Origin of the sequence: Pseudomonas sp. 20P_3.2_Bac5 (assembly GCF_025466035.1) — a bacterium.
Taxonomy (GTDB): Bacteria; Pseudomonadota; Gammaproteobacteria; order Pseudomonadales; family Pseudomonadaceae; genus Aquipseudomonas.
Window position 1 is genome coordinate 59,605 of record NZ_JANLOA010000043.1, and the last position, 13,846, is coordinate 73,450.

General features: G+C 64.1%; 14 protein-coding genes. 6 read left to right on the top strand and 8 right to left on the bottom strand.

Going from position 1 to position 13,846, the window contains the following annotated elements; genetic code table 11:
• Positions 1 to 176: 176 nt before the first annotated feature.
• On the bottom strand, positions 177 to 1,079 hold the full coding sequence (gene hslO, locus NTD88_RS07630) for an Hsp33 family molecular chaperone HslO (RefSeq protein ID WP_262153877.1): 903 nt from the start codon (positions 1,077 to 1,079) through the stop codon (positions 177 to 179).
• Between the two features lie 206 nt (positions 1,080 to 1,285).
• Positions 1,286 to 1,684, bottom strand: coding sequence for an RNA-binding S4 domain-containing protein (locus tag NTD88_RS07635; RefSeq protein WP_095159476.1), 399 nt, complete (start codon positions 1,682 to 1,684; stop codon positions 1,286 to 1,288).
• Between the two features lie 108 nt (positions 1,685 to 1,792).
• On the opposite strand from NTD88_RS07635, the gene NTD88_RS07640 reads away from it, so the two are divergent.
• Positions 1,793 to 2,275 (top strand): ATP-dependent zinc protease, encoded by a 483-nt coding sequence (locus NTD88_RS07640; RefSeq protein WP_175652931.1) that lies wholly within the window; start codon positions 1,793 to 1,795, stop codon positions 2,273 to 2,275.
• Positions 2,272 to 3,177 (top strand): 30S ribosomal protein S6--L-glutamate ligase, encoded by a 906-nt coding sequence (gene rimK / locus NTD88_RS07645; RefSeq protein WP_095159475.1) that lies wholly within the window; start codon positions 2,272 to 2,274, stop codon positions 3,175 to 3,177. The genes NTD88_RS07640 and rimK overlap by 4 nt, the downstream gene beginning before the upstream one ends.
• On the opposite strand, the gene NTD88_RS07650 is transcribed toward rimK, so the two are convergent.
• Both NTD88_RS07650 and ompR read right to left on the bottom strand, forming a co-directional pair.
• Positions 3,174 to 4,487 carry an ATP-binding protein gene (locus tag NTD88_RS07650; RefSeq protein WP_095159474.1) on the bottom strand — a complete coding sequence of 438 codons (1,314 nt, stop codon included), beginning with the start codon at positions 4,485 to 4,487 and terminating at the stop codon, positions 3,174 to 3,176. The genes rimK and NTD88_RS07650 overlap by 4 nt on opposite strands.
• A gap of 126 nt (positions 4,488 to 4,613) precedes the next feature.
• A complete protein-coding gene (ompR, locus tag NTD88_RS07655) occupies positions 4,614 to 5,354 on the bottom strand; it encodes a two-component system response regulator OmpR (RefSeq protein WP_095159473.1) in 741 nt (246 codons plus the stop codon).
• A gap of 243 nt (positions 5,355 to 5,597) precedes the next feature.
• On the opposite strand from ompR, the gene NTD88_RS07660 reads away from it, so the two are divergent.
• From NTD88_RS07660 to NTD88_RS07675, 4 genes are all read left to right on the top strand, one after another.
• Entirely contained in the window at positions 5,598 to 7,916 is a 2,319-nt protein-coding gene (locus tag NTD88_RS07660) for a Tex family protein (RefSeq protein WP_262153878.1), read from the top strand.
• The gene (locus NTD88_RS07665; RefSeq protein WP_262153879.1) at positions 7,917 to 8,300 is read left to right on the top strand and encodes a PaaI family thioesterase; all 384 of its coding nucleotides are present in this window, start codon (positions 7,917 to 7,919) and stop codon (positions 8,298 to 8,300) included.
• Positions 8,301 to 8,497: 197 nt separating this feature from the next.
• On the top strand, positions 8,498 to 10,081 hold the full coding sequence (gene gshA / locus NTD88_RS07670; protein WP_262153880.1) for a glutamate--cysteine ligase: 1,584 nt from the start codon (positions 8,498 to 8,500) through the stop codon (positions 10,079 to 10,081).
• Between the two features lies 1 nt (position 10,082).
• Positions 10,083 to 10,709, top strand: coding sequence for a TetR/AcrR family transcriptional regulator (locus NTD88_RS07675; RefSeq protein WP_095159470.1), 627 nt, complete (start codon positions 10,083 to 10,085; stop codon positions 10,707 to 10,709).
• Between the two features lie 85 nt (positions 10,710 to 10,794).
• On the opposite strand, the gene NTD88_RS07680 is transcribed toward NTD88_RS07675, so the two are convergent.
• Genes NTD88_RS07680 through ssuD form a run of 4 tightly spaced genes read right to left on the bottom strand, consistent with a single transcriptional unit; the run spans position 10,795 to position 13,804 of the window.
• The gene (locus NTD88_RS07680; RefSeq protein ID WP_009400132.1) at positions 10,795 to 11,010 is read right to left on the bottom strand and encodes a molybdopterin-binding protein; all 216 of its coding nucleotides are present in this window, start codon (positions 11,008 to 11,010) and stop codon (positions 10,795 to 10,797) included.
• A gap of 28 nt (positions 11,011 to 11,038) precedes the next feature.
• Entirely contained in the window at positions 11,039 to 11,851 is an 813-nt protein-coding gene (ssuB, locus tag NTD88_RS07685) for an aliphatic sulfonates ABC transporter ATP-binding protein (RefSeq protein WP_262153881.1), read from the bottom strand.
• Positions 11,848 to 12,645: an aliphatic sulfonate ABC transporter permease SsuC gene (ssuC, locus tag NTD88_RS07690; RefSeq protein ID WP_095159469.1), complete on the bottom strand. Its 798-nt coding sequence runs from the start codon at positions 12,643 to 12,645 to the stop codon at positions 11,848 to 11,850. The genes ssuB and ssuC overlap by 4 nt, the downstream gene beginning before the upstream one ends.
• Before the next feature lie 10 nt (positions 12,646 to 12,655).
• Positions 12,656 to 13,804 (bottom strand): FMNH2-dependent alkanesulfonate monooxygenase, encoded by a 1,149-nt coding sequence (gene ssuD / locus NTD88_RS07695; protein ID WP_095159468.1) that lies wholly within the window; start codon positions 13,802 to 13,804, stop codon positions 12,656 to 12,658.
• Positions 13,805 to 13,846: the final 42 nt, after the last annotated feature.

A 13,846-nucleotide genomic window follows, 5' to 3' on the forward strand; every position in this document is an offset into this window, starting at 1 on the left:
ATTCCCCATCCGGCCTGCGGCCGAGTGCTCCAAACGATTTGTAGTAGATTCTTACAAGCTACTACAGCGAAAAAAGTGGCCGGATTATGCCAGAAACGCCCAAAAAAAGTAGAGCCCTCCTGTCAGAACTGCGCCTTCGGCGGATTCGACAGGAGATTTCCCTGAGCAGAAACGTTTCAGTGACGAGTATCTGACGGCGCGTCCACGCCACCGCCACCAAACAATTGCTCAACATCCGCAACATCGAAGCGATAGCGCTCGTTGCAGAACTGGCAATCGATCTCGATGTGACCGCCGTGCTCGACCACCAGCGCCCGCGCATCTTCCAGCCCGAGGCTGGTCAGTGCACTGCCGGAGCGCTCACGCGAGCAACTGCAACGGAAGCTCAGCGGCTGGACATCGAACAGGCGCACGGCGTCTTCGTGGTAGAGGCGATGCAAGAGGGTCTCGTTGTCCAGGCCCAATTGCTCTTCGCGGCTCAAGGTGCCCGCCATCATGGTGACGTGCGCCCAGCTTTCGGCGCGGTCATCGGCGTCCGGCTGGCTCGCGACCGGCAGTTGCTGCAACAGCAGGCCGCCCGCGCGGTGACCATCGGCGCTGAGCCAGAAGCGCGTGCCGAGCTGCTCGGACTTGACGAAGTAATTGGTGAAGCACTCCGACAGATCGGCACCGTCCAGATCGACAATGCCCTGGTAACGCTGGCCACGACGCGGGTCGACGGTGAGCGCGAGCATGCCGTTGGGCATCAGGTCGTGCAGGCCGGCATCGTCGCTGATCGCGGCGCTGTCGTAGTGGGCGATGCCGCGCAGCTCACGCTCGCTGGAGCATTCGACCATCAGCAGCGAGACCGGGCCTTCGGAGCGCGCCTGGAGAATCAGCAGGCCGTCGAATTTCAGCGTGCCGACCAGCAGCGCCGCAGCGGCCATCAGTTCACCGAGCAGTTGCGCGACCGGCTGAGGGTAGGCGTGTTTGGCCAACACTTCGGCGTAGCTGTGCTCGAGCGAAACCAGTTCGCCGCGCACGTCGCGGTCGTCAAAGAGGAAGCGTTGGGTGAAATCGGTATCCGCAATATCGAGCATGGCTAAAGGCTTTCTTTGAAGAGGGAAAAGGACAAGGGGCCAGTTGGGCGCCGGTACCGCCACACCGCGCAGGCGTGATCGGTTTTGTCACGAAAGACCGTTAGTTTATGGCCATTTCGCTCCCCGATCCAAGGACCGGGGGTTCTGCCCATTACTCTGGTGCCATCGGCTACCCGCTGACCAGTCCCCGTGCGACGAATGGCCGCTCAGCCCACCGAATCGTGGAATTGATGAATCTGCCGGCGCTGCTTCTTGGTCGGTCGCCCATCGGTGGTGACACCCAAGGCACCGGCCTTGCGCAAATCGGCGGCCTTTTCGCGGCGGGCGATGCTTTCTTCGGTCTCGGCATACAGCGCCTGTGCTTCGGGCGCCCCACGGCGAACCACAGAGAGCGCCTTGACCACTATGGTGCGCTCGTCAAAGCCGGTGCGCAGCACGAATTCCTCACCGACACGTGGCTCCTTGCCAGGCTTGCAGCGTTCGCCGCGACAGTGCACCTTGCCGCCTTCGATCGCGGCCTTGGCCAGGGCGCGGGTTTTGTAGAAACGAGCGGCCCAGAGCCACTTGTCCAGACGAACCTTGTCGTCTTCCGGTTGTTGTGCCATTGCACTGCTCCGATTCATAGCGGTCATGGAACTGTACTACCGTAACTGGCGGATGCAAAAAGTCCGCAGCCTGCTTACAGTTCACCGACTTTTTCCGGGTTGTGCATCGTGAAGACATTTGATCATTTGAGCGTTATCGGTTTGCGCGAGTGGGTGGCCCTGCCAGACCTCGGCCTGGCCGGCCTGCGCGCCAAGATCGACACCGGCGCCAGCACCTCCAGCCTGCATGCCACCGAGGTCGAACCGTTCATGCGTGACGGCGAGCAATGGGTGCGTTTCAACGCTCATCTGGGTTCGGTCGTGCAGTTGCGCCACCGCCGCTGTGAAGCGCCACTGGTCACGATGAAGACCATCAAGAGTTCCAACGGCCAGGCCCAGGTCCGCTACGTGATCCGCACGCCGCTGGCGCTCGGTGACCGGGTCTGGGAAGTCGAATTCACCCTGGCCTGTCGCAAGGCCATGCGTTACCGCCTGTTGCTCGGCTCCAAGGCACTGGTGCATGGCCAGTTGGTGGTCAACCCAGGCGTCAAATACGTTCAGGACAAGCCGGTGTTCCCGGCCACCATTACCCCTTCCACAGGTGTTGCATGAAGATCGCTGTGCTGTCGCGGAACCCGCGTCTGTATTCCACCCGTCGCCTGGTCGAAGCCGGCACGCAACGGGGCCATGAAATGGTTGTGGTCGACACCTTGCGCGCCTACATGAACATCGCCAGCCACAAGCCGCAGATCCACTATCGCGGCAAGCCGCTGGAAGGCTTCGACGCGGTGATCCCGCGCATCGGTGCCTCGGTAACGTTCTATGGCTGCGCCGTGCTGCGTCAGTTTGAAATGATGGGCGTGTTCCCGCTCAACGAATCCGTCGCCATCGCCCGCTCCCGGGACAAACTGCGCTCGCTGCAGTTGCTGTCGCGCCGCGGCATCGGCCTGCCGGTCACCGGCTTCGCCCACTCCCCGGACGACATCCCCGACCTGATCCAGATGGTCAATGGCGCCCCGCTGGTGATCAAGGTGCTCGAAGGCACCCAGGGCATCGGCGTGGTGCTGTGCGAAACCACCAAGGCCGCCGAGTCGGTGATCGAAGCGTTCATGGGCCTGAAGCAGAACATCATGGTCCAGGAATACATCAAGGAAGCCGGCGGCGCCGATATCCGCTGCTTCGTGGTCGGCGACAAGGTCATCGCCTCGATGAAGCGTCAGGCCAAGCCGGGCGAGTTCCGCTCCAACCTGCACCGCGGCGGCACCGCCAGCCTGATCAAGGTCACCCCCGAAGAGCGCATGACCGCGATCCGCGCCGCCAAGGTCATGGGCCTGAGCGTCGCCGGTGTGGATATCCTGCGCTCCAATCACGGCCCGCTGGTGATGGAGGTGAATTCCTCACCGGGCCTGGAAGGCATCGAGGTCACCACCGGCAAGGACGTTGCCGGGATGATCATCGAGCATCTGGAAAAGAACGGCGGGCCAAATCTGACCCGCACCAAAGGAAAGGGTTAAACAGCGTCCCGAGGCAGCAGAAGCCCCAACGGCAACCGCACTCGGGCTTCGATGCCGCCGCCGGAGCGGTTGCGCAACTCGACGTTGCCGCCGTGCTGGGCGGCGATCCGCTTGACGATCGCCAGGCCCAGGCCGGTGCCCTTGCCGCTACGGGCGCGGTCACCGCGAATGAAAGGGTTGAAGATGGCTTCCAGTTCGCCGGGATCAATCCCGGCCCCGCGGTCCAGCACGCTCAGCACGACGTAAGGCGCGCTGGTGTCGCCGGAAACGTAGGCCGCCACTTCGACGCCCTGCCCTGCATGGTGCAGGGCGTTGCCGATCAGGTTGTTCAACAGACGCTTCATCGATACCCGGCGCAGCGGAAACGGCGGGATCGGCTCAAGGCACAGGCGCACCTGCTCCTCAGGCTGGTTGAATGGCGCGACCACCTCGCGGACCAGATCGCTCAGGTCCACCTCCTCCACCGGCTCGTCCCGACCGTCGCGAATGAAGGCGAGGAACTGGTCGAGGATCGCATCCATGTCTTCAATGTCGCGGACCATGTCGTCGGTCAGGTCGCTGTCGTTGGCCATCAGCGACAGCGACAGCCTTAGCCGGGTCAGCGGCGTGCGCAAGTCATGGGAAACCCCGGCGAGCATCAGTTCACGCTCGCGCCCGGCCTGCTCGACGTCCTCGGCCATCTGGTTGAAGGCGCGATAGACCTCGGTCATCTCGCTGGGCGTATCGCTGACCGGCAAACGCACACTGCGGCCCTGGCCAAGTTGCCGCGCGGCGAACACCAGGCGCTTGAGCGGCTGGTTCAACTGACGTACGAAGATCCAGGCCGAGGCCGTGGAAAGCAGGCCGATGGCGAGAAACCAGCCAAGCACGTTCCAGATTTTCTGGCCGCGCAACGGATGTGGGTAGAGCGGGACTTTCAGCCAGTCGTCGCCAAGGCTCGGCGCCCTCACCCACAACGCCGGCGGCGAATGCACGCGCAACCGGACTTCGGTATCGGCGCCCAGCTCGGCCTGCATCTGGCGCTGGTAGATCTCGCTGTAAGGCCAGTGCTGCTCGCCCTCGGGTACGCCGTTGCCGGTCACCCGGATCAACCCGGCGGCCTCGGCGACCTTTTCCCGGTCCGACTCGTCCGCCGCCCAGTAGGCACGCAGGGTCAGGGCGACGCCGTGGCTGTACTGGCGATCAACCAGCACATCCTCGTTCATCAGCAGATAGACCAGGGTGAGCGCCTTGGAGAACAGGACGACGATGAGCACCAGCCACAGGGTGCGGGCGAAAAAGCTTTGCGGGAACCACAGCGGGGTTTTCATGGACAACGGCTACACACTAGGCAGGCACGAGCGCGGCTCGCGGGCTTTACGGCTTTCGTTTCATGCAAAAGCAGGGCAACCCTGCGGTGGCCCTGCTGTTGATGACTCACTCCCTGAAACGAGGGGTCACTTGCCGGCATTACCGTCCGGCACGAACACATAACCGACGCCCCAGACTGTCTGGATGTAACGCGGCTTGGAAGGATCCGGCTCGATCATCCGGCGCAGGCGCGAGATCTGCACGTCGATGGAACGCTCCAGCGCATCCCATTCACGACCACGGGCCAGGTTCATCAGTTTATCGCGGGTCAGCGGCTCGCGAGCGTGCATGACCAGCGCCTTGAGCACCGCGAATTCGCCGGTGGTGAGCATATGTACTTCTTCACCCCGCTTGAGTTCGCGGGTGGCCAGCGACAGCTCGTAGTCGCCGAACGTGACGGTTTCATCCTCGCTGCCCGGAGCACCCGGTACCGAAGGCGTCTGCCGACGCAACACCGCCTTGACCCGCGCAACCAGCTCGTCGGGGTTGAACGGCTTGGCCAGGTAATCGTCGGCGCCCAGCTCCAGGCCCTTGATCCGGCTCAGCTCGTCGCCCTTGGCGGTGAGCATGATGATCGGGACCTGATTGTTCGCCGCGCGCAGCCGGCGGCAGGCTGAAAGGCCATCTTCGCCGGGAAGCATCAGGTCGAGGACGACCAGGTTGAAGACTTCACGCGCCAGCAGGCGGTCCATCTGCTCGACGTTCGGTACAGCCCTCGCGCGGTAGCCTTTGCTGGTGAAGAATCGCTCCAGCAGGCTGCTCAGGCCAGGGTCATCGTCGACGATGAGGATTTTTTCGCCTTCGGCTGTTTGTGCAGTGCTGCTCATGGGTCGCTCCTTTAATCTCGGCGCGCATTATGGCTTAGCCGCCATTTGACAGTGCCGTGTGCATTGTTAGCAGATTTTTCCCCATGTGCCAGTAGAACGGTCCTGCAAGCTGGCCAGCGGCTATCACCGCAAGCCCGGTGCGCTGGGTATAATGCGCCGCTTTTCACCGAGAGCCGCCTTGCTCCGGCGCCCCTGCGGCGCGGGCTCCGCGGCCCAAGCATTCACAATTTGTCAGGTGGTTTTATGGACAGCATCAACAGCCGCATCGCCGAAGAACTCGGCGTCCGCCCGCAACAGGTCGAGGCGGCCGTGGCTCTACTTGATGAAGGCTCCACGGTGCCTTTTATCGCCCGTTACCGCAAAGAAGTGACCGGCAGCCTGGATGACACCCAACTGCGCAACCTCGAAGAGCGCCTGCGCTACCTGCGCGAACTCGACGATCGCCGCGCCAGCATCCTGGCCAGCATCGAGGAACAGGGCAAGCTGACCCCCGAACTGGCCCGCGAAATCAAGCTGGCCGACACCAAGACCCGCCTCGAAGACCTCTATCTCCCGTACAAGCAGAAGCGCCGCACCAAGGGCCAGATCGCCCTGGAAGCCGGCCTCGGCGAACTGGCCGACGGTCTGCTGAACGACCCGCAACTGTCCCCGGAAACCGAAGCCGCGCGCTTCGTCGATGCCGAAAAGGGCGTCGCCGACGTCAAGGCCGCGCTGGAAGGCGCCAAGTACATCCTCATGGAGCGCTTCGCCGAAGACGCCACCCTGCTGGAAAAACTGCGTACCTTCCTCACCCAGGAAGCCACCCTCAGTGCCCGCCTGGTGGCCGGCAAGCAAGAGGAAGGCGCCAAGTTCCGCGACTATTTCGAACACGACGAACAGCTCAAGAGCGTGCCGTCGCACCGTGCCCTGGCGATTTTCCGCGGGCGCAACGAAGGCGTGCTGTCCGCTGCGCTGAAGGTCGGCGAAGAACTGCCGGGCACCTTGCACCCATGCGAACTGATGATCGCCGAGCGTTTCGGCCTCAACAACCAGGGCCGCCCGGCCGACAAATGGCTGGCCGAAGTGGTGCGCTGGACCTGGAAGGTCAAGCTCTACAGCCACCTGGAAACCGACCTGTTCGGCGAGCTGCGTGACAACGCCGAAGGCGAGGCGATCAACGTCTTCGCCCGCAACCTGCACGACCTGCTGCTCGCCGCGCCGGCCGGCCCGCGCGCGACCCTGGGCTTCGACCCGGGCCTGCGTACCGGCTGCAAGGTGGCCGTGGTCGACTCCACCGGCAAGCTGCTGGACTACACCACGGTGTACCCGCACGCACCGAAAAACGACTGGGACCGCACCATCGCCGTGATTGCCGCGCTGTGCGCCAAGCACTCGGTGGAACTGATCGCCATCGGCAACGGCACCGCCAGCCGTGAGAGCGACAAGCTGATCGCCGAACTGGTCAAGAAGTACCCCGCTCTCAAGATCACCAAGATCATGGTCTCCGAGGCCGGCGCCTCGGTGTACTCGGCGTCCGAGCTGGCCGCCCGTGAATTCCCCGACCTGGACGTAACGATCCGTGGCGCGGTGTCCATCGCCCGCCGTCTGCAGGATCCGCTGGCAGAGCTGGTGAAGATCGATCCGAAGTCCATCGGTGTCGGCCAGTACCAGCACGACGTTTCGCAATTGAAACTGGCCCGTGGCCTGGACGCGGTAGTCGAGGACTGCGTGAACGCCGTCGGCGTCGACGTCAACACCGCCTCGGTGGCACTGCTGGCGCGCATCTCCGGCCTCAACGCGACCCTGGCGCAGAACATCGTCAGCCACCGTGACGCCAACGGCGCCTTCAAGACCCGCGCGGCGCTGAAGAAAGTCAGCCGCCTGGGCGAGAAGACCTTCGAACAGGCCGCCGGCTTCCTGCGCGTGATGAACGGCGACAACCCGCTGGACGCCTCCGCAGTTCACCCGGAAGCCTACCCACTGGTGCAGCGCATCGCCGCCGAGACCGACCGTGATATCCGCTCGCTGGTTGGCGACAGCGGTTTCCTCAAGCGCCTGGACCCGAAGAAATACACCGACGAAACCTTCGGTCTGCCCACCGTCACCGACATCCTCCAGGAACTGGACAAGCCGGGCCGCGACCCGCGTCCGGAGTTCAAGACCGCCGAGTTCCAGGAAGGCGTCGAAGACCTCAAGGACCTGGAACCGGGGATGATCCTCGAAGGCGTGGTCACCAACGTCACCAACTTCGGGGCCTTCGTCGATATCGGCGTGCACCAGGACGGTCTGGTGCACATCTCGGCGCTGTCGGAGAAGTTCATCAAGGACCCGCGTGAAGCGGTCAAGGCCGGCGACGTGGTCAAGGTCAAGGTCATGGAAGTGGACATCCCGCGCAAACGCGTCGGCCTGTCGATGCGCATGAGCGACACCCCAGGCGAGAAAGTCGATGGTGCCCGTGGCAGCCGTCCGGGTTCCGCGCCGCGCCAGCAAGGTGCGCCGGCACGGGTCAAGGAAACCCCGCCGCCTGCCAATAACGCCATGGCCTCGCTGTTCGCCAACGCCAAGCAGTTGAAGAAGAAGTAAATGGAAGCGCCTGAAGACATCGTTCAGAGCGCCTTCAGCCAGTTGCTGGGCTGCCGCCTGCAACGCCTTGAAGAAGGCGTCGCGGAGGTGGCCCTGGCGCTGGAGCCGCACTTGCGCAATCGCGGCGGCTTCCTGCATGGCGGCGCGATCTTCAGCCTGGTCGACATCGCCATGGGGCTGGCCTGCTCCAGCAGCCATGGCTTTGATCGGCGCAGCGTGACGCTGGAATGCAAGATCAACTACGTGCGAGCTGTCAGCGAGGGCGAGGTGCTGTGCATCGCCCGGGTGTTGCACGCCGGGCGGCGCACGCTGGTGCTCGACGCCGACGTCTTCCAGGGCGACAAACTGGTGGCGAAGGCACAAGGAACCTTCGCCGCGCTGTAAAAACTTTGCCCGCCATCACGCGGGCGCTTTTCCTACAGATCTAGCCGAAAACTCCCAATTTGCGGTACTTTCGGCAGTGCGCGGGCGCTGCCGACTCCCTGCGAAAACCAGGCGACAACGCCAGTTCCTCTGTCCACCCTTGTAGACCGTCACCTCCACCCCCATATTGCGGCGACTGACGTGTGAAGGAATCCATCTTGAGCGAACTTCTCAACCGCCGCCTGAGCCTGCTCGGCCAGGGCGACAACCTCTCTCTGCTCAAGCAGTGCCTGCACGGCATCGAGCGTGAATGCCTGCGCGTGACAGAGGACGGTCGTCTGGCCCAGACGCCGCACCCCGAGGCCCTGGGTGCCGCCCTGACCCACGAACAGATCACCACCGATTATTCCGAGTCGCTGCTGGAGTTCATCACGCCAGCGCTGGCCGATCCCGCGAAGACCCTCGAAAGCCTGGAAAACATCCATCGCTTCGCCTACAGCAAGCTCGGCAGCGAGTACCTGTGGAGTCCGTCGATGCCGTGCCCGTTGCCGGCCGAGGAAGACATCCCGATCGCCTGGTACGGCACCTCCAACATCGGTCAGCTCAAGTACGTCTACCGCAAGGGCCTGGCCCTGCGCTACGGCCGCACCATGCAGTGCATCGCCGGTATCCATTACAACTTCTCGCTGCCGGAAAAACTCTGGCCGCTGCTGCGTGAAGCCGAAGGCCGCGACGGCGACGACCGCGAGTTCCAGTCGTCGGCCTACATCGCCCTTATCCGCAATTTCCGTCGCTATAGCTGGCTGCTGATGTACCTGTTCGGTGCGTCGCCAGCGCTGGACGCGGGTTTCCTGCGCGGTCGCCCGCATCAACTGGAAGCCTTCGACGCCGACACCCTGTACCTGCCCTGGGCCACCAGCCTGCGCATGAGCGACCTCGGTTACCAGAGCAACGCCCAGGCCGGCCTGACCCCTTGCTACAACGATCTGAGCAGCTACACCGACAGCCTGCGCCGTGCCGTGGCCACGCCGTATCCGCCGTATGTCGAGATCGGCACGCACCAGGATGGTGAGTGGGTGCAGCTCAACACCAACATCCTGCAGATCGAAAACGAGTACTACTCCAACATCCGCCCCAAGCGCGTGACCTACACCGGCGAACGGCCGATCCAGGCATTGGTGTCCCGCGGCATCCAGTACATCGAAGTGCGCTGCCTGGACATCAACCCGTTCCTGCCGACCGGCGTCGAACTGCCGCAGGCGCGTTTCCTCGATGCATTCCTGCTGTTCTGCGCGCTGGAAGAAAGCCCGCTGCTGGGAAATGGCGAGTGCGGCCAGTGCACCGACAACTTCCTCAATGTGGTCAAGCAGGGCCGCCGCCCTGGCCTGGAACTGCAACGCGACGGCCAGCCGGTCAAGCTGAACGTGTGGGCCAGCGAGTTGCTGGAACGCATCGCGCCATTGGCCGAACTGCTCGACCGTGCCCATGGCGGCGACGAGCACGCCCGTGCCCTGCAAATACAGGCCGCCAAGGTCGACGATCCGTCGCTGACGCCGTCGGCGCAGGTGCTGGCGAGCATGACCGAACATCAGGAAAGCTTCGCCCGCTTCTCCCTGCGCCAGAGCCAGCTCCACGCCGAGTTCTTGCGTAGCGAGCCGCTGCCGGCGGACGAGCAAGCGCGTTTCGAAGCGCTGGCGCGCAAGTCGCTGGAAGAACAGGCCGAGCTGGAGAAACAGGAAGTCGGCGACTTCGACCTGTTCGTCGGCGCCTACCAGGCCAGCATCCTGGCGATCAGCAACTGATATGAGTCGCGGTACCACACCTCGCAAACCCCGCGCCCGCAGCCAGGCGCGGATCGACTCGATCCTCGACGCGGCCCGCACCCTGCTGGCCAGCGAAGGTGTGGCCAGCCTGTCGATCTACAGCGTGGCGGAGCGGGCGCAGATCCCGCCTTCGTCCGTGTATCACTTCTTCGCCAGCGTCCCGGCGCTGCTCGAAGCCCTCACCGCGGACGTGCACAGCGCCTTCCGCGCCTGCCTGCAAGCGCCCATCGACCCGCAGACCCTGCACAGTTGGCGGGACCTGTCGCGGCTGGTGGAAATGCGCATGCTGGAGATCTACCACGAGGACGCCGCGGCGCGGCAGTTGATCCTGGCCCAGCATGGTTTGAGCGAAGTGACCCAGGCGGACCGTCAGCACGATATCGAGCTGGGCGATCTGATGCACAAGCTGTTCGAGCAGCATTTCCGTTTGCCGGAGCTGCCGCGTGACGTGGACGTGTTCGCCCTGGCGATGGAACTGGGGGATCGGGTGTATGCCCGGTCGATGCAGTTGCACGGGCAGATCACGCCGCGGATGGCGGAGGAAGGGATGCGGGTGTTCGAGGCGTACCTGGGGCTTTATCTGCCGCCGTTTTTGCCAAAGCGTTAGGCAATCGCGAGCAAGCTCGCTCCTACAGGGGATCGGTGTTCCCAGTCTCTGTAGGAGCGAGCTTGCTCGCGATATGCCACACAAATCACAGCTTGGCGATGGAAACCTCGGTGGATTTCACAAAGGCAATCACTTCGCTACCGATGGTCAGTTCCAGTTCTTTTACCGAACGGGTGGTGATCACCGAAGTGACGATGCCCGAGGCGGTCTGTACGTCGATTTCCGACAGGACTGGACCTTCCAGAATTTCTTTAACGGTGCCCTTGAACTGGTTACGCACGTTGATCGCTTTGATAGTCATCTGCTTGCTTCCTTTGTAGGTTCTGAGGTCAATGAGCCCAGCGCAGTTGCGTAGGCAAGGGTGCTACGGGTTCGGGCTCGGGCGGGATGCCCGGGACCGAAAGAACACGGTTCAATACTTCGGTTTCCAGCGCGGCCAGGCGGTGCGATCCACGCACCCGCGGCCGTGGCATGTCCACGTGCAGGTCGAGGCCGATTTCACCGTCCTCGATCAGGATCACCCGGTCGGCGACCGCGACGGCTTCGGCGACGTCGTGGGTCACCAGCAGCACGGTGAAGCCATGCTTGCGCCAGAGGTCTTCGATCAGTTGCTGCATTTCGATCCGGGTCAGGGCATCCAGCGCCCCCAGCGGTTCGTCCAGCAGCAGCAGGCGTGGCTGGTGGATCAGGGCGCGGGCCAGGGCCACACGCTGTTTCTGTCCACCGGACAATGCCGCCGGCCATTCATTGGCGCGGTCGGCCAGGCCGACCGCCTCCAGGGCCTTGCGTGCCTGTTCCTGCCAGTTGCCTTGCAGGCCCAGGCCAACGTTGTCGATCACCCGTTTCCAGGGCAGCAGGCGCGCTTCCTGGAACATCAGGCGGGTGTCTTCGCGGGCCTCGGCGAGCGGCGCGCTGCCGGCCAGCAGTTGCCCGGCGGAAGGCTGGTCGAGGCCGGCGAGCAGGCGCAGCAAGGTACTTTTGCCGCAGCCGCTGCGACCGACGATGGCGACGAATTGTCCGGCCGGAATGTGCAGGTCGATGTCACGCAGCACCTTGCGCTGACCGAAAGTCTTCTCGACGTTGCGCACGGCCAGCGGAATACCGCGCAGCAGCCGTGGCGGTTGCTCCTTGAGAATGGTCATGCGCCGTCTCCCTTGCTCGGTTGATAGGCCGGGTGCCAGCGCAACCAGACGCGCTCCAGGCCACGGGCAGCGAGGTCGGCGAGCTTGCCGAGCACCGCGTAGAGAACGATGGCCAGGACCACCACATCGGTTTGCAGGAATTCACGGGCATTCATCGCCAGGTAGCCGATGCCGGCGTTGGCCGAGATGGTCTCGGCCACGATCAGGGTCAGCCACATGAAGCCCAGGGCGAAGCGCACACCGACCAGAATCGACGGCAGCGCACCCGGCAGGATCACCTGACGGAACAGGGAGAAACCGCTGAGGCCGTAGCTGCGGGCCATTTCCACCAGCGCCGGATCGACGTTGCGAATACCGTGGTAAGTGTTCAGGTAGATCGGGAACAGCGTGCCGAGGGCCACCAGGAAAATCTTCGCCGACTCATCGATGCCGAACCACAGGATCACCAGCGGGATCAGCGCCAGGTGCGGCACGTTGCGGATCATCTGCACCGAGCTGTCGAGCAGGCGCTCGCCCCAACGGGACAGGCCGGTGATGAAGCCCAGCGCCAGGCCGATGCTGCCGCCGATGACGAAGCCCAGGCCGGCACGCCAGCCGCTGATCGCCAGGTGGGTCCAGATCTCGCCGCTGCGCACCAGTTCGACACCGGCGGTTATTACCGCGCTCGGTGCCGGCAGGATGCGCGTCGACAGCCAACCGGCGCTGACCGCCAGTTGCCAGATCGCCAGCAGCGCGATCGGCAAGGCCCACGGGGCCAGGCGCTGCGTCCACGGGGTTGAGGAAGAACGACTCATGCTGCGCTCCTCAACCCTGTGCCGCGGCTTTGGGCAGGATGTCGTTGGCGACCATCTCGCCGAACGGGCTGACATAGCCCCGCTCTTGCGGCAGCGACGGACGCGCGATATCCAGGTGCGGGAACAGCAGTTCGGCGACGCGGTACGACTCTTCCAGGTGCGGGTAGCCGGAGAAGATGAAAGTGTCGATGCCCAGGTCAGCGTATTCCTTGACCCGTGCCGCCACGGTCGGACCGTCGCCGACCAGTGCAGTACCGGCACCGCCACGCACCAGGCCGACGCCCGCCCACAGGTTCGGGCTGACTTCGAGGTTGTCGCGGTTGCCGCCATGCAGCGCGGCCATGCGTTGCTGGCCAACGGAGTCGAAACGCGCCAGGGAGGCCTGGGCGCGGGTGATGGTGTCGTCGTCCAGGTGCGAGATCAGGCGCTCGGCGGCTTTCCATGCTTCATCGTTGGTTTCCCGCACGATCACGTGCAGGCGGATGCCGAAGCGGACGGTGCGGCCCAGCTTGGCGGCCTTGGCCCGGACTTCCGCGATTTTCTCGGCGACCGCGGCCGGCGGCTCGCCCCAGGTCAGGTACAGCTCGACCTGCTCGGCGGCCAGGTCTTGGGCAGCCTCGGACGAGCCACCGAAATACAGCGGCGGACGCGGTTGTTGAATCGGTGGATAGAGCAGCTTGGCGCCTTTGACCTGGATGTGCTTGCCGTCGTAATCGACCGTCTCGCCTTCCAGCACCCGACGCCAGATGCGGGTGAACTCCACGGAGGCCTGATAACGCTCTTCATGGCTGAGGAACAGGCCGTCGCCGGACAGTTCTTCAGGGTCGCCACCGGTCACCAGGTTGAACAGCGCACGCCCGCCGGACAGCCGGTCGAGGGTCGCCGCCTGACGCGCCGCCACGGTCGGCGAAATGATCCCCGGGCGCAGGGCCACGAGGAATTTCAGCCGCTGGGTCACCGGGATCAGCGATGCCGCCACCAGCCAGGAGTCCTCGCAGGAACGCCCGGTGGGGATCAGCACGCCGCCGAAACCCAGGCGATCCGCTGCCTGGGCGACCTGCTGCAGATAACCGTGATCGACGGCGCGAGCGCCTTCGGCGGTGCCAAGGTAATGGCCGTCGCCATGGGTCGGTAGAAACCAGAAAACGTTGAGGCTCATTGGAGTTGTCTCCTAAGGGTGGCTCAGACCGGGGCGGCGCCC

Coding starts and splice junctions, on each gene's coding strand:
- ssuC (WP_095159469.1), bottom strand. CDS start 12,645: ATGAGTCGTTCTTCCTCAACCCCGTGGACGCAGCGCCTGGCCCCGTGG.
- NTD88_RS07675 (WP_095159470.1), top strand. CDS start 10,083: ATGAGTCGCGGTACCACACCTCGCAAACCCCGCGCCCGCAGCCAGGCG.
- rimK (WP_095159475.1), top strand. CDS start 2,272: ATGAAGATCGCTGTGCTGTCGCGGAACCCGCGTCTGTATTCCACCCGT.
- ssuD (WP_095159468.1), bottom strand. CDS start 13,804: ATGAGCCTCAACGTTTTCTGGTTTCTACCGACCCATGGCGACGGCCAT.
- NTD88_RS07660 (WP_262153878.1), top strand. CDS start 5,598: ATGGACAGCATCAACAGCCGCATCGCCGAAGAACTCGGCGTCCGCCCG.
- ssuB (WP_262153881.1), bottom strand. CDS start 11,851: ATGACCATTCTCAAGGAGCAACCGCCACGGCTGCTGCGCGGTATTCCG.
- NTD88_RS07665 (WP_262153879.1), top strand. CDS start 7,917: ATGGAAGCGCCTGAAGACATCGTTCAGAGCGCCTTCAGCCAGTTGCTG.
- hslO (WP_262153877.1), bottom strand. CDS start 1,079: ATGCTCGATATTGCGGATACCGATTTCACCCAACGCTTCCTCTTTGAC.
- NTD88_RS07650 (WP_095159474.1), bottom strand. CDS start 4,487: ATGAAAACCCCGCTGTGGTTCCCGCAAAGCTTTTTCGCCCGCACCCTG.
- NTD88_RS07635 (WP_095159476.1), bottom strand. CDS start 1,684: ATGGCACAACAACCGGAAGACGACAAGGTTCGTCTGGACAAGTGGCTC.
- NTD88_RS07680 (WP_009400132.1), bottom strand. CDS start 11,010: ATGACTATCAAAGCGATCAACGTGCGTAACCAGTTCAAGGGCACCGTT.
- ompR (WP_095159473.1), bottom strand. CDS start 5,354: ATGAGCAGCACTGCACAAACAGCCGAAGGCGAAAAAATCCTCATCGTC.